The 23,637-nt window shown below is 37.2% G+C and carries 18 protein-coding genes and 1 pseudogene; 12 read left to right on the top strand and 7 right to left on the bottom strand.

Going from position 1 to position 23,637, the window contains the following annotated elements:
• Positions 1-3: 3 nt before the first annotated feature.
• The 3 genes from NPA36_RS01965 to NPA36_RS01955 form a co-directional block, all read right to left on the bottom strand.
• Positions 4-1,938 (bottom strand): beta-glucoside-specific PTS transporter subunit IIABC, encoded by a 1,935-nt coding sequence (locus NPA36_RS01965; RefSeq protein ID WP_256944437.1) that lies wholly within the window; start codon positions 1,936-1,938, stop codon positions 4-6.
• A 154-nt stretch (positions 1,939-2,092) separates the two neighbouring features.
• Complete coding sequence (locus tag NPA36_RS01960; RefSeq protein WP_256944436.1) at positions 2,093-2,953, bottom strand: MurR/RpiR family transcriptional regulator; 861 nt, start codon at positions 2,951-2,953, stop codon at positions 2,093-2,095.
• 666 nt (positions 2,954-3,619) lie between these two features.
• Positions 3,620-4,507 carry a glycine betaine ABC transporter substrate-binding protein gene (locus tag NPA36_RS01955; protein WP_256944435.1) on the bottom strand — a complete coding sequence of 296 codons (888 nt, stop codon included), beginning with the start codon at positions 4,505-4,507 and terminating at the stop codon, positions 3,620-3,622.
• Positions 4,508-4,625: 118 nt separating this feature from the next.
• Between NPA36_RS01955 and NPA36_RS01950 the strand changes: the two genes are divergently transcribed.
• From NPA36_RS01950 to NPA36_RS01920, 7 genes and pseudogenes are all read left to right on the top strand, one after another.
• Positions 4,626-5,270: an ABC transporter permease gene (locus NPA36_RS01950; protein ID WP_256944434.1), complete on the top strand. Its 645-nt coding sequence runs from the start codon at positions 4,626-4,628 to the stop codon at positions 5,268-5,270.
• Positions 5,251-6,018 carry an ABC transporter ATP-binding protein gene (locus tag NPA36_RS01945; protein ID WP_256944433.1) on the top strand — a complete coding sequence of 256 codons (768 nt, stop codon included), beginning with the start codon at positions 5,251-5,253 and terminating at the stop codon, positions 6,016-6,018. The genes NPA36_RS01950 and NPA36_RS01945 overlap by 20 nt, the downstream gene beginning before the upstream one ends.
• The gene (locus NPA36_RS01940; RefSeq protein WP_256944432.1) at positions 6,015-6,650 is read left to right on the top strand and encodes an ABC transporter permease; all 636 of its coding nucleotides are present in this window, start codon (positions 6,015-6,017) and stop codon (positions 6,648-6,650) included. The genes NPA36_RS01945 and NPA36_RS01940 overlap by 4 nt, the downstream gene beginning before the upstream one ends.
• Positions 6,650-7,231 (top strand): annotated as a pseudogene (locus NPA36_RS01935) (alcohol dehydrogenase catalytic domain-containing protein); the annotation flags it as partial. The gene NPA36_RS01940 and the pseudogene NPA36_RS01935, both read left to right, overlap by 1 nt.
• Before the next feature lie 131 nt (positions 7,232-7,362).
• Positions 7,363-8,721 carry an IS4 family transposase gene (locus NPA36_RS01930; RefSeq protein WP_256944431.1) on the top strand — a complete coding sequence of 453 codons (1,359 nt, stop codon included), beginning with the start codon at positions 7,363-7,365 and terminating at the stop codon, positions 8,719-8,721.
• Entirely contained in the window at positions 8,714-9,199 is a 486-nt protein-coding gene (locus NPA36_RS01925) for a zinc-binding dehydrogenase (protein ID WP_256944430.1), read from the top strand. The genes NPA36_RS01930 and NPA36_RS01925 overlap by 8 nt, the downstream gene beginning before the upstream one ends.
• 2 nt (positions 9,200-9,201) lie before the next feature.
• A complete protein-coding gene (locus tag NPA36_RS01920; RefSeq protein WP_256944429.1) occupies positions 9,202-10,239 on the top strand; it encodes an oxidoreductase in 1,038 nt (345 codons plus the stop codon).
• Between the two features lie 381 nt (positions 10,240-10,620).
• Here the strand turns inward: NPA36_RS01920 and NPA36_RS01915 are convergent, their stop codons facing one another.
• On the bottom strand, positions 10,621-12,201 hold the full coding sequence (locus NPA36_RS01915; RefSeq protein WP_256944428.1) for a PucR family transcriptional regulator: 1,581 nt from the start codon (positions 12,199-12,201) through the stop codon (positions 10,621-10,623).
• 120 nt (positions 12,202-12,321) lie between these two features.
• On the opposite strand from NPA36_RS01915, the gene fdrA reads away from it, so the two are divergent.
• The 5 genes from fdrA (at position 12,322) to allD (ending at position 19,809) form a co-directional block, all read left to right on the top strand.
• Entirely contained in the window at positions 12,322-15,330 is a 3,009-nt protein-coding gene (gene fdrA, locus NPA36_RS01910; RefSeq protein WP_256944427.1) for a bifunctional FdrA/YlbE family protein, read from the top strand.
• Entirely contained in the window at positions 15,296-16,123 is an 828-nt protein-coding gene (locus tag NPA36_RS01905) for a DUF2877 domain-containing protein (protein ID WP_256944426.1), read from the top strand. The genes fdrA and NPA36_RS01905 overlap by 35 nt, the downstream gene beginning before the upstream one ends.
• 27 nt (positions 16,124-16,150) lie before the next feature.
• Complete coding sequence (locus NPA36_RS01900; RefSeq protein ID WP_256944425.1) at positions 16,151-17,398, top strand: MFS transporter; 1,248 nt, start codon at positions 16,151-16,153, stop codon at positions 17,396-17,398.
• 51 nt (positions 17,399-17,449) lie between these two features.
• Positions 17,450-18,676 carry a dicarboxylate/amino acid:cation symporter gene (locus NPA36_RS01895; RefSeq protein ID WP_256944424.1) on the top strand — a complete coding sequence of 409 codons (1,227 nt, stop codon included), beginning with the start codon at positions 17,450-17,452 and terminating at the stop codon, positions 18,674-18,676.
• Positions 18,677-18,741: 65 nt separating this feature from the next.
• On the top strand, positions 18,742-19,809 hold the full coding sequence (gene allD, locus NPA36_RS01890; RefSeq protein WP_256944423.1) for an ureidoglycolate dehydrogenase: 1,068 nt from the start codon (positions 18,742-18,744) through the stop codon (positions 19,807-19,809).
• 224 nt (positions 19,810-20,033) lie between these two features.
• Here the strand turns inward: allD and NPA36_RS01885 are convergent, their stop codons facing one another.
• From NPA36_RS01885 to NPA36_RS01875, 3 genes are read right to left on the bottom strand one after another with little or no spacing between them, the layout of a single operon-like run.
• The gene (locus tag NPA36_RS01885) at positions 20,034-20,933 is read right to left on the bottom strand and encodes an ROK family protein (RefSeq protein WP_256944422.1); all 900 of its coding nucleotides are present in this window, start codon (positions 20,931-20,933) and stop codon (positions 20,034-20,036) included.
• 14 nt (positions 20,934-20,947) lie between these two features.
• Positions 20,948-22,312, bottom strand: a complete 1,365-nt coding sequence (locus NPA36_RS01880; RefSeq protein WP_256944421.1) for a glycoside hydrolase family 1 protein — start codon at positions 22,310-22,312, stop codon at positions 20,948-20,950.
• Positions 22,302-23,615: a PTS sugar transporter subunit IIC gene (locus tag NPA36_RS01875; protein WP_256944420.1), complete on the bottom strand. Its 1,314-nt coding sequence runs from the start codon at positions 23,613-23,615 to the stop codon at positions 22,302-22,304. The genes NPA36_RS01880 and NPA36_RS01875 overlap by 11 nt, the downstream gene beginning before the upstream one ends.
• Positions 23,616-23,637: the final 22 nt, after the last annotated feature.

Here is a 23,637-nt window from a genome sequence, read left to right as displayed (position 1 = left end):
TGATTAGGAAACAGTGACCTTTATCAATAGGTCTCCTCTTTCAGTAGCATCTACCTCTTCTTTGACAACATCAAGGTAAGAGGCCGTGTTGGTAACAACGACAGGTGTGGTAACTGGATAACCAGCTTGTTGAATGTGTTCAATATCAAATTCTAGCAAGGTTTGTCCTTTACTTACTTTATCACCTTGTTCAACAAAAGCGGTGAAGTCCTCACCATTCAATTGGACCGTATTTAAGCCGACATGAATTAAGATCTCAGCACCATCATTGCTAGTGATTCCAATAGCATGCAGAGTAGGGAATAGGGTTGTTACGGTACCATCTACTGGTGAGACAACTTTTCCTTCACTTGGAATAATGCCAGCACCTTTTCCTAAAATTTCCATAGCGAACGCTTCATCTTCTACTTCTGATAAAGCGATGACCTCTCCTTTAATGGGGCTGAAGATATCAATTTCTTTTACTGTGTCAGTTACTTCTGTCAAACTGGCATCTGATGAAGCTGGGTCTGTAGCTACAGTTTCCACGGCTACTTCTGGTTCCTTGTAGAAGATCATGGTTAAGACAAAACCGACCGTCATCGAGATGGCAATACCGACTAAAGCCACAATAATATTGCCCATTGTACCATCTGGATTCATCATGTTCGGCAATTCAAAGATTCCCATACCACCCATGATGAATTTTCTAAAGTTAAAATGACCGTAAAAGGCACCACCAATCGCACCAGCAATACAACTAATGATAAATGGTGTTTTCAAAGGCAGCAACATACCATAGATAGCAGGCTCTGTTACACCGAAGATACCTGAAATAAAGTTAGGAATAGCCATTTCTTTCATTTTTTTGTTCTTAGTTTTGAAGAAGATAGCTAGGACAACAGCTGCTGTCGCAAAGGTACAAGCAAAGAATGGCATCATCACATTGTCGTAGCCCAAGGTCATGACATTGTTGATATAGACTGGAATAAAGCCCCAATGCATACCGAAAATAACAAGGATTTGCCACGTACCACCAACAATCGCACCAGCAAGTAATGGGCTAAAGCTTCTGATAGCCAAGGTGAATTCTGAGATTAAGGTAGAGCCAAATGTTGCGATAGGTCCAAGGAAGATGATGGCTACAGGTAGAGCCACCAATAAGGTTAACATTGGAACGAAGAAGAATTTCACCAAATCTGGTACGAATTTGTTAAAGAGTTTTTCACACTTTGCAGCAAACCAAACAGCTAAAATGACTGGAATAACTGTACCAGTATAGTCAATAGAGATGATTGGAATACCAAAGAAGTCAATGTAAACTGGTGATGCGAACATAGTGTTTCCTAAAACAGTGTACAATGGCTCAGCATTTGCTGAGAGGGCACTAGCTTGAATACCTGGATAACACATAGCGGCACCCATGGCTAAACCTAACATAGGTTTTAAGCCGAATTTCTTAGCAGCTGTATAGCCTAGGAATAAGGGTAAGAAAGTAAACAGTGCATCTCCAGCAGCGTTGATAATCAAGTAACCACCGCTTGTAGCACTATACCAACCTAGGGTAGCAAACAAGGTATTGAATCCTTTAATCATACCGCAAGCTGCCATGATGCTTAGGATTGGTTGGAAAATACCAGAGACAACATCAATGACTCGGTCCAACCATTTGTCATTTTTAGGCTCTTTGTTTTCTTGGTTAGTTTCTTGCAAATCAAGCAAACCCATAACATCCTCATAGACTTCTGGTACATGATTGCCAATAACTACTTGGTACTGTCCGCCACTCTTCATGACAGTAACGATACCATCCATATTTTTTAGAACATCATCATTTGCCTTGCTTTCATCTTTTAATGTAAAACGTAATCTAGTGATACAATGGATCAAGCCAGCTACATTTTCTTTACCACCAACATTTTCTACAATCTTGTTTGCTAAATCATAATATTTGCCCACCGTGAGACCTCCTATTGTTTAATGTAAGCGAAGTCTATCATGTCGTTTTGGAGGCGACAAGGCTTATCAAACGAGTAGTTCCAAGGTTTCATAAGTGGGCAAGGAATAAGAGCGGATTTTGAAACAAAGGTCCAAAATCCGCTCTTTAAAAGGTTTAGTTGTCTTGATGTTTGTTTAATAATAAGTTTTCATGCTCTAGCATCTTGATGGAGGATTGGACATGTTCTTGGTAATTGTTGGCAAGGATCATGGAAAAGAAGATGTCTAATATATAATTAGCAGCCGTGTAGGATGAGATGATATCCAAACTAAGTAAGGAATCTCTGTTAGGAATTTCAATAATCTCATGGCACCATTGTCTAATGTCCTCAGAGTGGGGACCCATGATACCAATGATGTAGGTATTGGTAGCTTGTTTAAGGTATTCGGCCATTCGAGTAACCGTACGATTTGCACCTGTGAAACTAATCAAAAAAGTGATGGTTTTCTTCTCTTTTTTAGCGGACAGGGCGTGGGCATTAATACTTTCATAAGCCGAAGATTCAATACCTAGTGTAGCAAATTTAAAAGCAGCAGATTGGGCTAGCATGTAACTGATACCAGTTCCGTACATAGTAATGGTTTCGATATTTTTTAGATAATTTTGAATGCGGTTCATGGTGTTTTTATTAAGACTTAACTTGGTATTGGTGATAGCTTTGTCATAGAGAACGGGTAAGGTTTCAATGATGTCTGTATAGGAACTGGCATTCGTGATTGGTTCATTGGCTAAGAGACGATGGATCCGATTGTTCTGGTTGATCTCGGCTACTAGTTTAATCTGAAATTGTTTGTAGCCATGCAAACCCAATTTTTGGCACAAGCGTACAATGGTAGCTTTGCTGGTAAATGTGGCTTTGGCTAGTTGTTCAGATGTCAAGTCGCTAACAGTATCAATATTTTTTAAGATAAAGCCTGCAACGTCTTTTTCGTGGTTGGTAAAGTTTTCTTGCTCTTTCAGTTGTTGGATTAACATGATTCCCCTCCAGAATTCATTTTTACTTAGATGGAATATACTTTGAATGAGTCTTCTTAAGACTACTATAGCACGATTGACCAAGCTTTTGGGAAATGATGAGTTTGATTCTCTGGACGGTTGAAAAAAGTCTATAATGAATTATTGCTACCTAAAACATAAAAGAGACTTCAGATAGTTTTATCATAAGTGACGTTATGCTATATAGTTAAGGAGCTGCGCCAAAACTTCCTAATTATAATGAAACAAAAGAGTTTCCGAAAAATCTATCCGAAATAACGGTGAAAAGCATTGCTGACGCACAGTAGCTGTTTCGACTTTAGTCGATTACAGATACGTAGACAGATAAGCCGAAAGACCAAGGCTTTCGGCGGTGCCACCGTTTCGATTTCGGATAGATTTTTCGGAAACTCTTTTGTATTTAAAAAAGGGTATTATTGGTACGAACTTTTTACCTGTCCGACCACAAGATTGAATTGAATTTGATAAAATGAAGATTAATGATTAGAGATTATCGATAAAATACGGTAAGCTAATAATAAGTCTAAATGTTAGGAAGTATATTTCTTGTGCTTCTTTAGGGAGTAAGCATGAGGAAACAACAAAAATACTGTTTAAACCTTAATCCTAAGAGGATTGTTTAAACAGCATTTTTGTATCAAACATTTATTTGATAGATTGATAGAATTCTTTAGCAACTTGTCGGTAATCTTTTCCATCGATATCCACACTAGCGTTTAGCTTAATCATTGTCTCTGTTGTAAGATGTTTATTGATGGCATTCAATGTTTCCGGTACATTAGGGAATTTCTTTAATAGGTCTTGTCGAACAATAGGCACGATATTATATGGCGGCCAAAACTTTTTATCATCAATTAAAATCGTGAACTGTTCCTTATCAGAAAGTTGACCTTCTGTGGTATAGGCTGGAGTAGCATCAGCTTCATCACTTTTTAATACCTGATATTTCAAACTGTTATCATATACCTTAGACGATTTGAATTTGAAAGGGCCGTATACTTTTTCTAGACCAGGTATGCCATCTTCCCGTTGGTCAAATTCTCCTTGAGAAGCAAAGCGAATGTTTTCAGCATTCATTTGTAAGTCGCTCAAGGTTTTAATCTTATATTGGTTGGCAACACTAGTCTTCATGGCAATTCCCGCTGAATCATTAGCAGGAGCATAGTCTAAAGTCGTTAGGACACCACCTTCTTCGTATTTTTCTCGAATTGTTTGGGCAACTTGGTCTGGATTTGTTTCTAATGGTAACTTGAAGATGGATAGCAATGAAGTACCGGTATATTCGGGATATAAGTCTATTTGAGAACTCTCAATTGCTTGAGGTATGATGGAGCTAGCAATACTGGAGACTCTTTCGACGTTGTAGCCTTGGTCTTCCAAAGCTAATGCATAGATTTCACCAACGATTAAATTTTCTGTAAAATCTTTTGAACCAATCTTGATGGTATTATCTGAAGAAGAATTACCACATGCTACTAATACCAGTAGTGGTAGCAGCAAAAGTAATAGCTTCATTTTTTGAGTTTTTTTCATAATAGTTCACCCCTTATGCCTTTAGTATAATGGAATAAGGAAAATTTTTACAGTATAGCGTTTTTGAAGGGTATTTTATCATTCATATTACCCATCAATTAGCTTGATAGGAGGAAACATGAATCAAATCATAGATTATTTTAGCAACAATATGACAAGTTATCTTCAATACGTTGTAGAACACCTAGAATTAAGTCTTATTTCATTGGTCATGGCCATACTGATAGGCTTACCTTTAGGAATGGCTACTTATAAACACAAAGGGCTTTCTGAATGGATTATTTCGACATCACAACTGTTACGAATTATACCAAGTCTGGCACTTTTATTTTTTTTAATTCCAATACTGGGTGTGGGTAAACTTCCTGCGATTATTGCCTTAGTCTTTTTAGCCATACCTCCAATCGTAGTTAACACAATCTTAGGCTTCAATGAAGTCCCTGCTAGTAGCAAAGAAGTGGCGCTAGGGATGGGTATGACCTCTAGACAGCTGTTCAGAAGAATTGAATTCCCTTTAGCACTGCCCTATTTATTAAATGGTATTAAATTAGCCTTGGTAGAAATTATAGCGAGTGCAACTTTAGCCGTTTATATTGGTGCTGGTGGATTAGGCACACTTATTATGACAGGTTTAGGCCTTTACCGCATGGATTTGCTTTTAATTGGTGGACTGTCTGTAGCGATCCTGTCGCTATCGACCATGCTATTAGGAGACTTTATTATTGGAAAGGTGTTGAAGAATCGTGTCCAATCTAGTTATTAAGTTTGAAGGAGTATCAAAGGATTTTAACGGACAGAACATCATTGAGGACCTGTCATTTGAGATTGAAGAGGGATTGTTTATTAGTATTTTAGGGTCATCAGGATCTGGAAAAACAACTACCCTAAAAATGGTCAATCGACTAATTGAGGCAGACAGTGGTAACATTGAAATAAATGAACGAAATATAAAAGCAATTGACCCCATTGAGCTTCGCCGAAATATTGGTTACGTGGTGCAACAAATAGGCTTGTTTCCGCATATGACGATTGAAAAAAATATTGCCACCGTTCCAGAATTATTGGCTTGGGACAAAGAAAAAATTCGTTCGCGCGTCAAAGAAGTTATGGCATTGGTGCAGCTTCCTTATGAGGAATTTTATAACCGCTACCCTAATCAATTGTCAGGTGGGCAACAACAGCGAGTTGGTGTAGCAAGAGCGTTGGCAGCAAATCCTAAGATTATGCTCTTAGATGAACCATTTGGCGCTGTGGATGCCATTACCCGAAAAGTGTTGCAAAAACAAATCAAGAAAATTCATCAAGAATTAGGGGATAAAACCTTTATGTTCGTGACCCATGATATCAATGAAGCCTTTCAATTAGGCGATAAGGTCATGATAATGGACCAAGGGAAAATTCATCAGTTTGCTAGCCCAGAAGAAATTGTGCGACATCCCCAAACCGCTTTTGTCAAAGAACTCTTAGATACTGTCTATGAGGAAGAGGCTATTTGGAGGAGTTTGAAATGATTGAATACTTGATGAACTATCATGATGACTTATTGAAAGCTACAATTGGTCATTTTCAATTGGTGATAACATCCTTATTTTTAGCTTTATTATTGAGCATGGTTCTAGTCTATGCCTTTATTCAACACAAAAACTGGTTGAAGCAGATTACCTATTTCTTTTCTGTCTTGTACTCTGTTCCTAGCTATGCCTTTTTCGCTCTCTTAATCCCTCTAAGTGGTTTGGGTTTTACTACGGCTGTTGTGGTATTAACCTTATACAGCGAGTATATTTTATTACGGAATTTTTTAACGGGTATCCAAGAGATTAACCCTCAAATTATTGAAGCGGCTATCGGTATGGGAATGACAGAAAGACAAGTTTTTTTCAACATTCAATTACCTCTTTCTTCAAGAGCAATATTTAGTGGTATACGATTGGCGCTGACATCTATTATTGGGATTGCTACCATCGCCGCAACGATAAATGCAGGAGGGTTAGGGGTTATTCTATTCGACGGCTTACGAACCCAAAGCTTAGTCAAGATTGCTTGGGGGACCCTTCTAACCATTTTGCTTTGCTTAATGGCAAATGGTCTGATTCAATTATTGGAGAGAGTTTGCTTAAGAAAACTATATTTGGAGGGACGCTAATGAAGGCTGTTGTAGTATACCAAGCAGGGGATAGCAAGCAATTGGTTCTTACGGAAGTACCAAAGCCAAAGGTTGTTGCAGGATGGTCGCTTGTTAAAATCATGGGCTTTGGCATTAATCATTCAGAAATATTTACTCGAGAAGGGAAGTCACCATCTGTTCAGTTTCCAAGAATCTTAGGGATTGAGTGTGTGGGTGTTATTGAAGAAACAAGCAACTCAGATAAGCTACCTAAAGGACAAAAAGTCATTTCCATCATGGGGGAAATGGGACGTGATTTTGATTGAAGCTATGCGGAATATGTTTTGTTGCCTAATGAGCAGATTTATCCCATTGAGACCAAACTTTCTTGGGAAGAATTAGCAACCATCCCGGAAACCTACTATACAGCTTTTGGGTCAATGCTAACCCTTCAAATCAAGCAGACTGATCATGTTCTAGTTCGTGGTGCGACAAGTGGTGTTGGAGTAGCCTTGCTTCATTTATTAAAGGGGCATTTCCCCGATATTATTGTAGATGGAACAAGCCGTAGTTTATCAAAAAGCGAGCTGTTACTAAGATCTGGATTTAATGAAGTTCTAAAACTTGAAACATCAAAAAGCGTGTCTAACCCTTGATATACCTAACTTTTACGCCATAAAAATAGCATGAACCTCTCCAAATTGGTAAAATAGAGTTGTCAAAAAACCATCTACCAAGGAGTGTTCATGCCATGTCTAGTATACCATCAAATAACTCAAATAAAAACGATATTTCGTCATCTATCGATCATTTTTTCAAACGCTTTAATGTATCAGCTATTGCCAGAAAATCGAATGCACAAAAATCAAAAGGCATCAGTTTCCTGGTACTGTTTAGCTACCTGGTGACAACAATCTTTTCAAATCGTTCTACCTTTCGTGATTTCCAGCTCCGCCAAAGCCATCTAGGCTTCTGTGATAAAACCTTTCGCAACCTGTTAAACAACGGAAAAATCAACTGGCAACGATTCTTGATGCTCTTATCCAAACAGGTCATTGACTTTATCCGTCCATTGACAGATGAGGAGCGCAAAGAGGTGTTTATCGTAGACGATTCCATGTATGAACGTTTAAATGCCAAACAAGTAGAGCTGTGTGGTTGGCAATATGATCATGTCCACCATAAACACAAGAAAGGCTTTCGTTTTCTTCAACTGGGATGGAGTGATGGCAATACCTTTTTGCCTGTTTCATTTAGCCTCTTGTCTTCCAGTAAGAAAGCACGTGAAGCAGATAAACTAGATCATCGCACACACTCTGGGAAAAGAAAAGCTCAAGCCCAACGGAAAGCAACGGAGGTGCTGGTAGAGCTTCTTCAAGCTGCGCTAAAAGAAGGCATAAAGGCGAACTACGTTCTATTTGATTCCTGGTTTTCCAGCCCAAAAGTGTTTCACGCTTTATCTGACATCAAGCTACACGCTGTTTGTATGATCAAACGCTCAAAGAAAGTCTATTATGGCTACAAGGGAAATTGGGTAGATGTCAAAACCATTTTCCAAGCTGAGAAAAAGCGAAGAGGTCGCTCTAGATACTTACTATCTGTTTGTGTAGCTTCTGAAGTGGACGGCAAGGAAGTTCCAATAAAACTGGTGTATGTCAGAAATCGCAATAAACGCAATGATTATCTCGTTCTCGCCACAACAGATACTTCTTTGAGTGAAGATGAAGTGATCCAATTGTATGGAAAACGTTGGTCTATCGAAGTCTATTTCAAAGTCTGTAAACAACACCTTCGTTTGGCCAAGTATCAAGGACTTTCTTATGATGGTGTTTTTGCGCATACCATTACGGTCGCAGTTAGTTACCTCATTTTAGCGGTTCAACATCGTGAACAAGTAGATGAAAGAACGATGGGTGAGTTGTTTTATTTGATGATTGAGGAACTATCAGATATCAGCTTTTCAGAGGCTCTTGTCCAACTGTTGAAACTGTTTAAAGAGGTATTTGCCAACGAAATGGTTCTTACTGAAGAGGTATTACATCACATCATGGAGCAGTTTATCCAAAAATTGCCTAAGGCAACACAAAACCAGTTGAAAATGATTGCTTGAAACTAAATTTATGGTTCCTTTGCTTGATATTATGCGGTTTATAGGCATTTTTGATGTTTCAAGTTTTAGTGAAGTTATAGAAGATAAAGATGGCCAATTACAAACAACTAATTCTTATGACAAAATTTTAGAGTTGATTGGTCCAGCTACCATTAAAAATTCATTCAAGCATCTAAATGCTGGAGGGATTATTTGTAGTACGGGACAATTAGGCGGACAATGGTATCTGGAAGAATTTGACCCGATTATGGATATCAAAGAGAATACCTACCTAACTAGCTTCTACTCTGGTCATGTCAGTAGCCAGAAAATAAATGACTTGTTACACTATATTTCCAATTATCATATTTCCATTAAACCAGAAAAAATCTTTCATTTAGACCAAATACAGCTAGCCCATGATTATTTGCAGAGCAAGGATAGTTTCGGCAAGGTCATTGTGTTATTAGAAAAAAGTTCAGATAGAAATGAGGTTTAATGATGTCAATGTTATTATCACCAGTTGAAATTGCCAATTTATCCTTAAAAAATCGTGTGGTTATGGCACCCATGTGTATGTATGAAGTAAGAAAAAAAGATGGTATTGTGACACCATTTCATATGGCTCATTATGGGGCGCGTGCCATCTCTCAGGTAGGCTTAATCATGATTGAGGCAACAGCTGTTGACCCGGATGGGCGTATATCTGACTATGACTTGGGCCTATGGAATAACCAACAAATCGTCGGACTGAAAGCTCTAGTTGAAAGTCTTCATTTTCTAGGTACTAAGGTTGGCATTCAGCTAGCCCATGCTGGTCGTAAGGCTAAGGATGCTGTTCAACCTATAGCGCCAAGTCCTCTAGCATTTAATAAGGACTTTGCTACACCTAAAGAGATGAGTTTATTGGATATTAAGGACATACAAGATAAGTTTATTGAAGCGGCTAATAGAGCAGTAGAAGCAGGCGTTGATATGATTGAAATACATGGAGCTCATGGCTACCTCATCAATCAATTTTTGTCTCCGGCAACTAATAAAAGACAGGACCAGTACGGAGGAAGCCTAGAGAACCGCTATCGTTTTCTTGAGGAAATTATTGGATCTGTACGCCATGTTTACAAAGGCTCTCTATGGGTTCGCCTATCTTTAACAGATTTTCTTGAAGCTGGCCAACAAAATTCTATAGAAGAGTGGCAAACTATCGGAAAATGGTTGGAGAGAGATGGCGTGGACTGTATCGATGTTTCAGCAGGAGGGGTGACAGAAGCTAAACCAAATTTCCCCATCTGTCCCGGTTATCAAGTTCACTTGACAATGGCTATGAAAGAAGCAGTGACAATTCCTGTAACGGCTGTTGGCTTACTAGCAGAACCAGGGATATGTGAATATATCCTACAAAATAACCAAGCAGACCTTATCCTACAAGGACGTGCCCTAATTAGAAATGTCAATTGGTTGGCAGATGCTGCTAAAGAGTTGAAAGATAAGGAGTTTCAGGTGTTTAATCAATCTTATTTTAGAGGGCAACATAAGTGATTTGATTAGTAAAGAGAGTAGAATGATAATAATTTATGAGATTTATAAAAATGCTGCAGAAATCGTTTCTGATTTTTGCAGGATTTTTTGTTTTTATTTTAAGGGGCTGGGCAAAAAGTCTGTAATAAAATAAAAGCATTCTAAATCATAAAAGAGTTCCCCAGAAATCTATCCGAAATGGGAACGGTGGCACCGCCGTGAGCCAAGGTCTCACTGGCTTAGCTGTCTACGTGGCTGTAAATCGGCTGAAGCCGAAACATCCACTGTGTGTCAGCTATGCTTTACACCGTTATTTCGGATAGATTTCTGGGGAACTCTTTTATTTGTTTACCATTTGGACTTTTTGCCCAACCCCCAGTACTATTATTTGATGTTGAATTTTCAGAGAGTATTTTCTCTCTTAGTTTTTATTTTAAGTAAATGAGTAGAAATCTCGTAATTTACTAACTGTATTGGATTTGATAAATCTATATTGAGTATTTCTTCAATTCTTTTAAGTCGATACCTAACGGTTTTTGGATGCAGAAAGAGCAATTCAGCTGTTCTTTTGTAATTTCGACCACATTTGAAGAAAGTATACAGGGTTTCAAAAAAGTCATAATGGTTTAATTGTAGAAGTTTCAACTCTTCAGGTATTAAAACTTCTAATCTTTCAAAATGCTCATCTTCCATAAAGTATTGGAAGATTCCTAAATCTTTAAAAGAAATAATAGGGCCAATATGAAGCTTATTATTAAATCGTAATGAGTTTAAACATTCGAACATAATTCGTTTTAGTTGATTTTTCTCTTTTATTTGGCTGAGTGAGATAGTAACTCCTTTAGATAAGGGGATTTCAGTAGTAAATAGTTGTTGTAGTTCTTTTTTTGTGAGTATACTCTTACGTTCTTTTAAATTATATAAGATGATGGTGTAGTTATAGTGTTCAAAAAATAATGTATTCTTCCTTAAGGAACTAATTTTTTTTACCATCAGCTTATCTAAAGGAACTTGATCTCCTTTATGTCTTGTAAAGGCTACACCTTGATAATAGGGATAGGAGTTCATATTTGCATCATCTAATAAGCTGTTTAACTCGTCCATATTTGAGGGGGTATTTTGCAATATCGCATCCGCTAAATTGTTTAAACGCGTATGACGATCTTTTTTGATTTGGTATTGTAACTGTAAATGTTCATGAATCACATCAATGGCATTTTCAAGAATTAATATATGGGATTCTCGAATTTCTTGATGTTGTTGGTATACCATCAAAGTGCAGTAATCATTGGTTCTCGTCATTATGGTAGTTTTATAGGCAACCAATTCTTGAGAATGATCTGGTGATAATAATAGTAAACGCTCGTAGCTATTTTTAGTAAACTCGTTTGTTTTTAGATAATTACTCTGTGTCACGACATAATTCTCAAAGCGTCTTCCGCGGTGAATAGAAACGTTCGAGCCAGGGATTTCCAAGGAACAAGGAGCCTCCATTAATTGATAAACGACATCTAATATTTGCTCAAACGACTGTAAATTTCTTCCCAACTCTGCAAAACGCTGACGGACATTATAGTAAACACGAAGTAGATGCCCTTGTGCATAAATTATAGGTTCGTAAATGGTCAACATTATTTTTTCATAACTGATATCTGCCATGATTTTAATTAAAGGAATCTCATATTGGAAACATAAATCAATTAGTGATTCAGGAATCATTGTAATTAAGCGATCCATTTTTATAACCAAACCACTAATACCGATTTCTTTTGTTTTTTCAAAAAAATTATCCCATTCTTTTTCAGGGACATTTTGAAATGCATAAAATGAGGTTAATATTAATTGATTTCTTTTACTCCATTTTTCAATATCAATTGCTTCTAATACCATTGCAGAACTAACTTCATTTTCTAAACCAATGTCACCAGTTAGTAATTTACTTTTTTTAAAAAGATCTAGAGCCATCAATTCTTTAATTTTCATCATTTTCTCCTTTTTGCGCTATTTGGATAAAAAACAGCTTTTATATTTAGATTTTATTCAATTGTAAACGTAAACATTAATAAATACAATAAAGTAAGTAGAGAGAAGGAGGAATTTAAAATGTTAAATACTGTTATCTTAAAGAATAATTATCAGGACTCTATCAACTTGATGTTGCTTACAAACAAAATCAATGATTTTGAAAATGTTACGATGAGTCAAGTTATGATGGGGACGGACGCCAATAAAGATATTTTACAAAATACAAATTTGTTGACAGCTGAAGCAGAGACGGCCTCACCTAATGATTTGATGATTGTGGTGGATAGTGCCGACGAAGATGTTATGGAGGAGGTACTGTCGACTGTTGAAGAATTTCTAAGTGACTTATCTTCAAAAGGTGGGGAAACAAAAACAGCATCAACATCTTGGGCGGAAGCACTTGAGGCCCTACCAGATGCCAATATGGCCTTATTTAGTATTCCAGGAGAATATGGTGCAGCCGAAATGGAAAAAGCACTGAAAAATGGATTACATGTTTTTTCATTTACAGACAATGTTGCTATTGAAGATGAGATTCGATTGAAGAAACTGGCACATGAAAAAGGTCTGTTGATGATGGGGCCAGATTGTGGAACAGGAATTATTTCAAGCATTCCCTTAGCCTTTACTAATGTCGTTTCTCCTGGGAATATTGGTGTTGTTGGTGCTTCAGGGACAGGTATTCAGGAAGTAACAACAATTATTGATCGTTTAGGTGGTGGAGTAATTCACGCTATTGGTACTGGTGGTCGTGATTTAAGCGATAAAGTAGGTGCGATTACCATGAAGGATGCCATCATCGGTTTAGAGAATCATGAACCAACTGATGTTATCTGTGTCATTTCTAAACCGCCTGCAAAAGAAGTGAGAGATGAAGTTGTACAACTCTTACAGAGTATTTCTAAGCCGGTAGTAGCAATTTTCTTAGGCGAGAAGCCAGATAAACATGAAGGAAAAGTTTATTTAGCTCATACCTTGGAAGAAACTGCTCGCATTGCGGTTGACCTTGCTAACGAAGAAAAAGTGAAGTCAAACTATACAGAAGTAATTGAAAAACCGAATCTACCTGAATTATCCGAGGATAAAGTTGTAAAAGGGCTATATTCTGGGGGCACACTAGCATCAGAAGCAGGAATGCTAATTTCCGAAGCTTTAAATCTAGGTGGATTAGTTAAAGAAGAAGGCTATATTTTAAGAATTGGTGGATACGATGTAATAGATTTGGGTGATGATATTTATACACAAGGAAAACCACACCCAATGATTGATCCAGAAACACGTATTAGTAAAATTCGTGAATATGCAAAGGATAAGGCTACAGGTATTATCCTTTTAGATATTGTACTTGGTTATGGTGCACACGATGATATGGCATCAGCTTTATTGCCTTCTATTCAAGAAGCAATTGAAACGGCAAAAGATGATGGACGTGATTTGTATTTTATTGCAACTGTTTGTGGAACGACAAAAGACCCACAAAATTATCTGGATACAGTGAAACGCTTAGAAGATGCTGGTGTATTGGTAGAAGATAGCAATGCCAAAGCAGTACGTTTAGCTTTATTGCTTAAAGGTATCGACCTACAAGATGCAGATAAAGAAACTATTCCTTATGAAGGGCCATTACTCATAGTACCAAAGGCTAGCGATAAAGTAATGGAATTATTGACGACAAAACCTCGCATTATCAATGTTGGCTTGCAAAGTTTCAATGAATCAATTTTAGAATATGGCGGTAGTTCTGAACAATTTAATTGGCGCCCACGTGCCAGCGGAAATAAGAAAATGATTCGTATTTTAGATGCACTTGAAGAACATGCAGAAAATATTGAATCAGACAATCATTTAGTTGCTGATAAAATCCAGAATGCACAGCCATTTTTAATTGATGTGGTTCCAGCAAAAACAGTTATTCCTGAGTTGAATGAAGAGAAGAAGACTTTATTACATGCTGGACCGCCAATCAATTTTCCTGAGATGACAGGTCCGATGCAAGGCTCTTGTATTGGGGCAGCACTCTTTGAAAAATGGGCAGAAAGTGAAGAGGAAGCAGTTGCTTTGTTAGAATCAGGGGATGTTCGTTTCATTCCATGTCATCATGTACAAGCTGTTGGTCCAATGGGAGGAATTACTTCTGCAAATATGCCAGTATTCGTCGTTGAAAATCGCGCGGAAGGAAATCATTCTTACTGTATTTTGAATGAAGGTATTGGGAAAGTGCTGAGGTTTGGAGCCTATTCCCAAGAAGTTGTTGATCGTTTAATTTGGATACAAGATGTTCTAGGGCCAACAATTGGTAAAGCTTTAAGAAATTCAGAAGAGGGAATTAACTTAAATGTATTGATTGCTCGTTCAATTACTATGGGAGATGAGTTCCATCAACGTAATATGGCTGCTTCCTTGAATTTCTTGAAGGAAATCTCTCCTTTAATTATTCAGTTGGATATTCCAGAAGAAGAGAAATATGAAGTTATAAAATTCTTAGCTACTACCGATCAATTCTTCTTAAATATTATGATGGCAACTGGGAAAGCAATTGTTGATGGTGCTAGAAAAGGTACTAAGGGAACAATCGTTACTACTATGACACGGAATGGGGTGGAATTTGGTATTCGTATTGCTGAAACAGGAGATGATTGGCATAATGCACCAGTTAATACACCAAAAGGTCTATACTTCACTGGATTTACAGAAGAAGATGGGAATCCAGATATAGGAGACAGCGCAATTACTGAAACAGTTGGTGTTGGTGGTATGGCAATGGTTGCCGCACCAGGAGTTACACGTTTTGTTGGAGCTGGCGGTTTCCAAGATGCATTGGATATTTCGAATGAAATGGCAAAAATTTGTGTTGGTCATAACCCAACATTCTCTATTCCAACATGGGACTTCAAGGGGACATGTTTAGGTATTGATATTAGAAAAGTTGTAGAAACAGGAATTACACCTATTATTAATACGGGAATTGCTCACCGTAAGGCTGGTGTGGGTCAAGTTGGTGCAGGTACTGTAAGAGCGCCTTTAGGCTGTTTCGAAAAGGCGTTAGAAGCTTATGCAAGAGGATTGGGGATTGATTTTGAAAGCTAGAATCAGTAGTTTAATTTGTCCAATCCATCGTTTTGGAAGAAATGCCAGAGTGCACAGTGTTTTTGAAAATTCATTTAATATTGAAGGGGGAGGGCAGTTAATTAATGTTACCAATTTTCCAGAGTATTTATCGAGTTTCGGAATTTCTTTACCAGATGATATTTTTCAGCAAATTTTTCCATATGTACAACAAGGAAATATCGTCAAAATAAGAGAGAATCAATTTACTTTCTATAGTCACAAAGGAGTGGTGACACTTTCTGTAGAAGATGCTGATATCGTTACTCTTAATATTTCGACTATTACTCTTGAAAATCAAAAACTTCAACCGCTACAAGACATATTAAAATCAAAAAGACTAGAATTACTAATTGGGCTTGAAATGAATGACCAAGCAAAATATATTTTTTCGCTTATGACATCATCAAAAATAAGTATAGAGCAATGGCAAGAAGTAATTACTTATTTGATTGGTAGAGGCAAGGGTCTTACGCCAAGCGGAGATGATATTATAACTACTTATCTTTCTGTTTTGCGTGTAAGAGGAGATTCTAGAGCTGAGGTGCTATCTTCAGTTCTAGCTCATTCTCCGTTAGCAACGACTGATATCAGTAAAGCTTATATTCTAGGGGCAATTCAAGGGTACGTGAACTCATTTGTTTTTCAATTATTTTCTGACTTAGCAACGGAGCAAATACAGGCACAGATTCAAAAAAGTGTGGATAAACTTATGTATATTGGTCATTCATCAGGAAAAGATATGTGTTTTGGATTACTTTTAGGACTTCAATAAAATATAACTATAGAAAAGAGGGGTCATATGAAAAATGCAAATAATCAACAAGCGGTTAAAGTAAGTAACACTTATTGGATAAAAGTTGTGGCGATATTCTTTATAGGCTGGATTTTGATGTATGCAACAAGGACTATTTTCAATCCAATTATGGGAGTTGTGGGAAAAGAGTTTGGGCTAAGTAACACACAACTTGGACTAGCAAATAGTATATTCTTTCTAACATATGCAATTGCTCAAATACCATTTGGAGTTATTGGAGACAAGATTGGTAGAAAACTTGTTATATCTATTGGATTTATCGTATTGGCAATTATGACTTATTTAACTGGACTTGCAACTACATTCATTATTTTCTTGATGATCCGTGCATTTGCAGGTATTGGTCAAGGGGCATATTATGGACCACAATATGCTTTATCAACCGAAGCGATTCCTGATAATAAAAGAACTATTGGAAATGCTATTATCAATAGTGGGATGGCATTTGGTACTTCTGGTGGGTACTTACTTTCTAGTAAGCTGGTTTTAGAAAATGGTGAGCATTGGAGTAGACCATTCTTTATTATGGCAATTCCAACGTTGATTGTCGGCATCATTTTTTACACTATGTTGAAAGAGAAAGTGATTCGTCCGGAAGATGCTGACAAACCCATCAAGGAAGAACCTATCAAAAAATCTGTATCTTTAGGAACAATTTTTAGTAACCGTAATCTTGTAGCGGCATTTATCTTGTGTTTCTGTAGTATTTATGCAAATTTTGTAATCATTACTTGGTTACCACAATTTTTGATTACTGAGCGAGGATTTGAAGGAACTAGTGTTGGATTTATTTCTTCTCTGGTTCCATGGGCATCGATTCCAGGCGCTTTACTTTTTGCTAGAATCAATGACAAATTGGGCAAGACAAAACCATTAGTATACACATTGTTACCATTAGCAGTTTTATCAGTTTTTGCAATTGCATTCGTACAAGATCGTACGCTCTTAATCACTGTTTTGGTTCTGTACGGATTGACTGGGAAATTGGCACTTGATCCAATCGTCGTTACTTATGTTACTCGAAATGCGCCAGTTGGAGCTTTAGGAACAACATTAAGTGCTTATAACTTTATTGGAATGTCTGGATCAATTTTAGCACCATATGTTACAGGATTTTTAGCAGACACATTAGGTTCTATGCAAGTAGGTTTTTATTTAGCAAGTATCTTGTTAATTATAGGTTTAGTTTTATTTGCAGTCATGGCAAAAGAGAAAGCAACGGATAATCAATAGAGCGAAAGGTTTGGTCCGTCGATTACTGACGGTAACAGAGGGGGATTTATAATGACAAAAAAAGTGTCCATGATAACCCAAATAGTTATTGCTGTCATTTTAGGTATCTTACTAGGATTATTTTTCCCGGTTATTGCTCAACATTTAAAAATACTCGGAGATGTATTTTTAAAGTTGATGCAGATGGTGATACCAGTCTTGATATTAGGTCAAATTATACAAGCTGTAGGAAGCATTGAGTCAAAAGAATTAACAAGTTTAGGTGGAAGAACGATCTTTGTTTTTGGAATCTCTTCATTTCTGGCGGCTGTTTGGGGAATTTTTATGGCACTTGTGTTTAAGGCAGGTGACGCTTCTAATGTAGCAGGATTACAGAATTCATCCATACAAGCACAAGAAATTTCTTTTTCAGAAACCCTTTTAGGCTTCTTCCCAATCAATATCTTTGATTCTCTTTCGAAAGGCTCTATTATTCAAATTATTGTCTTCGCCTTATTCTTCGGTGTTGCATTAAATAAGTTTATGGAAAAGGATCCACAATCACAACTGGCTAAAATTATTGTAGATTTCAATGATGTGATTATTATGATTATCCGTTATGTGATGGTTATAGCACCAATTGGGATTTTTGCATTAATTTCATCCACAATTAGTAACTTAGGAATTCAAATTATTTTACCTTTAATAAAATATTTAACAGTATATGCCTTTGCTACGCTACTGTTTATGATTCTATGGATTTTAGTGATTACATTATATGCAAGAGTAAATCCAATTCGTTTAGTACGCAATATGAAAAATATGTCTATTATGGCACTTGCAACAACTTCATCAGCGATTACTTTACCAATAGCAATGGAAGAGACAAAGTATAAGTTGGGGTTAAGTGATAGAATTACAAATCTTGTTTTGCCATTAGGCATGTCATTGAATAGTAATGGTTCAGCTATGCATATGGCTATCACAGTAACAGCTATTTCACAAATGTATAATATTGAATTTGGAATCCAACAAATAGTTTATGTCGCAATTGCAGCCACATTTATCTCGCTGGCCAATGCTGTTGTTCCAGGAGCAGGATTAGTTTCTTTAGCGATTATTGTGCCACAAATGGGATTACCAATTGAAAGTATTGCAATTTTTGCGGGAGTAGAATGGTTTGTTGGTATGCTTCGTACGATATTAAATGTTAACTCAGATGTTTACACGGCTATTATTGTAGCAAAATCTGTCAATGAGATTGATTATGATATTTTTAATGGGAAAGTCAAAATATAGTGAATAGATAGGTTTTGAAATTGAAAACTTGATTTCAAAACCTATCTTTATGAAAGGACAGAATAATGAACGAAACAGTAATTGTACAAGCTCAAGAGCTACATGACTTGATTCAAGATAAATTAGAAAAGGCAGGATTAAAGTCTAGTCATGCTAATAGTGTCGCTGAGCATCTTGTTTTTGCCGATGCGAATGGAATTCATTCCCATGGTGCGGTTCGTGTAGATTATTATGCAGAAAGAATAGCTAAAGGTGGCGTGAATCTAGATCCGAAAATAACGTTTGAAAAAACTGGACCGAGTTCGGGTATTGTTCATGGTGAAAATGGTGTAGGTCAATTTGTAGCTCTAAAAGGTTTAGATTACGCAATGGATATGGCTAAAGAATCTGGTGTAGCGATTGTCGGTATTAAGCATATGAGTCATAGCGGTGCTTTATCATATTATGTTAAAAGGGCTGCACAAAAAGATTTGATTGGTATTTGTATGTGCCAATCTGATCCAATGGTAGTTCCTTTTGGAGGTACGGAAAATTATTTCGGGACTAATCCGATTGCTATTGGTGCTCCGAGAAAACATGGAGAACCAGTTGTCTTTGATATGGCAACGACTGTGCAAGCATGGGGTAAAATTTTAGATGCTCGGTCTAAGAATAGAGAGATACCAGATACTTGGGCTGTGAATGCTAAAGGGCAACCAACGACTAATCCACATGATGTACATGGGCTACTACCAATTTCGGGTCCAAAAGGATTTGGGTTAATGATGATGGTGGATATTTTATCAGGGATGCTACTAGGTTTACCTTTTGGAAAACATGTCTCTTCTATGTATACAGATTTAACTAAAGGAAGAGATTTGGGTCAAATATATATCTTGATTGATCCAGAGCGGTTTACAGATCTGGAAACATTTAAGAAAAGTATTGAAACAATGGTGGATGAATTGCATGCTATTCCAGCGGCAGAAGGTTTTAGGCAAGTGTATTATCCAGGGGAAATCAATCAGCTTAATTTTGAAGAGTACATGAATGAAGGTATACCAATTGAAAAGAATATTTATGAATATCTAAAAAGTGATATAGTTCATTTTGATAAATATGGTGGATCCAATGCTTTTGCGGAGAAGGAATAGAATAGAGCATTAGTAACTAGATATTGGAAAAAGTCCTAGAAGTTAAAATGGAGTTAGGCAAAAGTCTATAGTATAACAAAACAAAAGAGTTTCTGAGAAATGGATCAAAAATAACGGTGCTACCGTTTCGATTTCTAATCCATTTCTTGGAAACTCTTTTGTGATTTAGGGTTAGATTTTATTCTTTATAGATTTTTGCCTAAATCCATATAATAGGATTTCTATTACAATCTACTTTCAGAAGCATACATCATAAAATTTTTAACAGCACCGAGCAAGTTTGCATCATTCTCAAACCGGCATCTCTTAATTTCGACATGTGGAATTGGAATAGGTAAGAGTTCATAAAAAGAGGACATGCGCTCTAGCAATCTCTTGTAAAAATATGGATTTTGACTGATTCCACCACCAATTAATATAACTTCTGGATCATAGGACATTTGAAAGTTAAATAATTGTTGTGAAAATTGATCCAAATACTCATCTAAGACAACTTGTAATTCAGCGTCTCCATCTTGAATTTGGTCTAAAAGAGTGATGCCATCTAGGTTAGTGTTGTGTACTTGGTTCAAGTGTTTCATTAAACGAGGAATACTAACCTGCATTCCTAATATGGCACTATTACCATGCTTTCGGATATTTTTGGTCAAAAATATGGATAGTTCGCCTGCATAGAGATGAGCCCCCTTGTAGATTTTTCCATCGATGACAATGGCTCCACCCAGCCCTGTTCCTAAAACTAGGACCAAACCATGACGAACTCCTTTTAGATTTCCTTGCCAGATTTCGGCTAGTGCAGCACAACGAGCATCATTTTCAATAGTGACTGGACATGCAAAGTAATCCTCCATAATTTCTTTTAAGTTGACGCGATCATTATAGCGTAAGGAGCCACCTTGGCTTACATAACCAGTATCCGTATCAATAGTACCAGGAAGGCTAAGAGCAATTCCATCAATTTTAAGTGGTAGTTGATGTTTCACTTGTTCGATGGCTGTTAAAAAATCAGTTTGATTAGTGGTTGGTGTTGGCACCTTTCCTTTATGGCTTAGTTCATGAGTTTTACTTTGGTAAACAGCATATTTGATAAATGTTCCACCGACATCAATGACAAAAAGGTTCATCGTTCTCACATCTCCTAACGTTCTTGCCCATTAGATGCAATCAATTTTTTATACCAGTAAAAACTATCTTTTTTGTACCGTTTCAGATCTTTTAAGTCAAAGTCACTACGGTTGACGTAGATAAAGCCATACCGTTTGCGCATGCCTTCGTGGGTACTAATCAAATCAATAGCACTCCAAGGGCAATAACCAATAAAGGGTAGTCCATCTTCAACACATTTTTGTAACTCAGCAATATGGTCTCGCAAATATGCAATCCGGTAATCGTCATGAACGTGCCCATCTGCTTCTAAAATATCACGACCACCCAAACCGTTTTCTGTAATCAACATTGGCAAATGGTAACGAGAATAGATTTGGTGTGCTGTCACTCTTAAACCAACTGGATCGATTGCCCAACCAAATTCTGTTTTTGGTAGATTTGTATTTTCGACACCAGTGAAAAATCCTGCAACTGAGAACCCTTTTTGTTGATCACCTTGCTTGGTTTCTGAATCAAGAGGGGAGGCTTTAGCACAGGCTGTATTGTAATAATTAAAGGCAATATAATCACAAGTGTTGTTGGCCATAATCTGACGATCTTCCTCGCTGATAAAAGGCTCAGCATCAAGGGCGCGTAAGATTTGCATAGCTTGTTGATTATAGATACCATATACTGCTGCATCAAGGTATAGCCAATTGCGGATAGCACTCATATAGTCAGCTGCTAGCTGATCTTCAGCTGAAGACGTTGCTGGATAGATAGCACAAATATTCGGTGCTGGTCCTATCTTTCCTGGATAGTTACCATCATGATAAATACCCATGACTTTAGCTTGAGCGACTAACATATGATGATTTTCTTGGAAAATATCTTTCCATGATTTTTGGTTTCCAGATAACACTTTGCCAGCCAAAGTAAGCATATTTTGCTCATTAATCGTTTGCCAATAAGTCACTTTGCCGCCAAAGGTATCAAAAAGAAAATGGCAATAATTGCAAAAAGCATCTATCGTTTCTCTGTTGCTCCAACCACCTTTTTCTTTTAGTGAAGCAGGTAAATCAAAATGAAAGACAGTCACTATTGGTTCAATGCCATTAGCTGTTAATTCATCAATCAGTTGTTGGTAGAAGGCTACACCTTTAGGATTGATAGCACCATTTGGCATGACTCTGCTCCAAGAGATAGAAAAGCGGTAAGCTTTTAGACCCATTTCTTTGAACAAAGCTACGTCTTCTTGCCAACGGTGATAATGATCGGCAGCGACCTTAAAATCAGTGGTGTCCTCAGGTACTTGTCGGATGTCTTGAACAGAAGGCTCTTTACCATCTTCGTTCCAAGCCCCCTCTACTTGATAGGCGCTGGTGGAAGCCCCCCATAGGAAGTCTTTATTGAACATTTGGCATCTCCTTTTCTTTTTCTAATTCTTTGCGGTCCAGTGCTTTAATAAATGGCAGATAAACGAATACCATAACAACCAAGCAGATAATCCGTAAAGCAAACCCTTGCCAACCCATTGACAGTAAACTAGCGAACATTTTTGGTGTTGTCCATGGTAAGCCCATACCGATAATTGGATTGTAATAAGAAATAAAGCCAGTTATCGAAGCAAGATATCCCATAGAAGCTGTAATCACGGTACTTAATAAAAATGGAATTAATAAAACAGGGTTTAGCATGATTGGTATACCAAAAATAACAGGCTCGTTGACATTAAAGAAGTTTGGAATAATAGCTACTTTTGCAAAGGAACGATAGCGTTGACTTTTACAGAAAATCAAGATGGCTATTAATAAACTTAGTGTACTTCCAACGGCGTCATTGTTCAAGAAACTATTCAAAATCATAATATCTTTATAAGGAATGGTGACACCTTTTTGAAAAGCTTCAACGTTGGCTAGCGCCATACTCATTAGTAAAGGAACAAGAGCAGTGTTGATGGCATTTGGGTGAATCCCGAAGAAGAATAGCCCATTTGCAATGACAGTAATCAGGATGAGAGCTGGTGCTGAACTACCTAATTTCATTAACGGTTCACCAATGACCATTTGAACTAGTGAGAAAATGTTGTTGAGGGGAGTGAAGCTAAGACCGATACGGACAGCTACAACTCCAATTAAGATGATTAAGGCAACCACTAAAGGTTCAAAAGATTGGGAAACCATGGGTGGAACACCTTCTGGCATTTTTATCAATAGCCGTTGGTTTTGAACCAGTGCGATATAGGCTTTAGCGACAAGTAAACCAACGATAATAGCTACGAACATACCAGAACTACCTAGATAGTTATAAGATAAGGCAGCAATTGGCTGTTCAGCATCTCCAATTGTTTGAGGCATCAATACAAGAAAAGAGGAGAAGGAGATGAAGGCCGCCATGATTGGATTTGCGCTTGACTTGTTCGCTAATTTTGTGTAAGTATAGGGTATAGAAAACGCAATCAATAGTGCAATAGCGTTTAGGGTCCCACCCATTACAGCATTAAAATGAGTTGTTACTCCAAGTCCACTTAACCACTCATTAACGATAGGAATTGGGAAATTTGCTAGAATAGAAAATAAGGAAGCTCCTAATGTTAGCGGCAAAGTGTACATTAATCCACCTGAAATAGCCTGAATAGTTTTGTTACCAGCGAATTTTATGGCTACTGGTAGTATTTTTTTATCGATAAAATTTTGGAACGTATTATAAGTTGTACTCATGTTTTTCACCTTTCTTATGGAG

This window comes from Granulicatella seriolae, assembly GCF_024543085.1.
Classification (GTDB): Bacteria; Bacillota; Bacilli; order Lactobacillales; family Aerococcaceae; genus Granulicatella; species Granulicatella seriolae.
The sequence above is the reverse complement of the archived record's forward strand: the minus strand, read 5'-3'. Positions and strand labels throughout refer to the sequence as shown.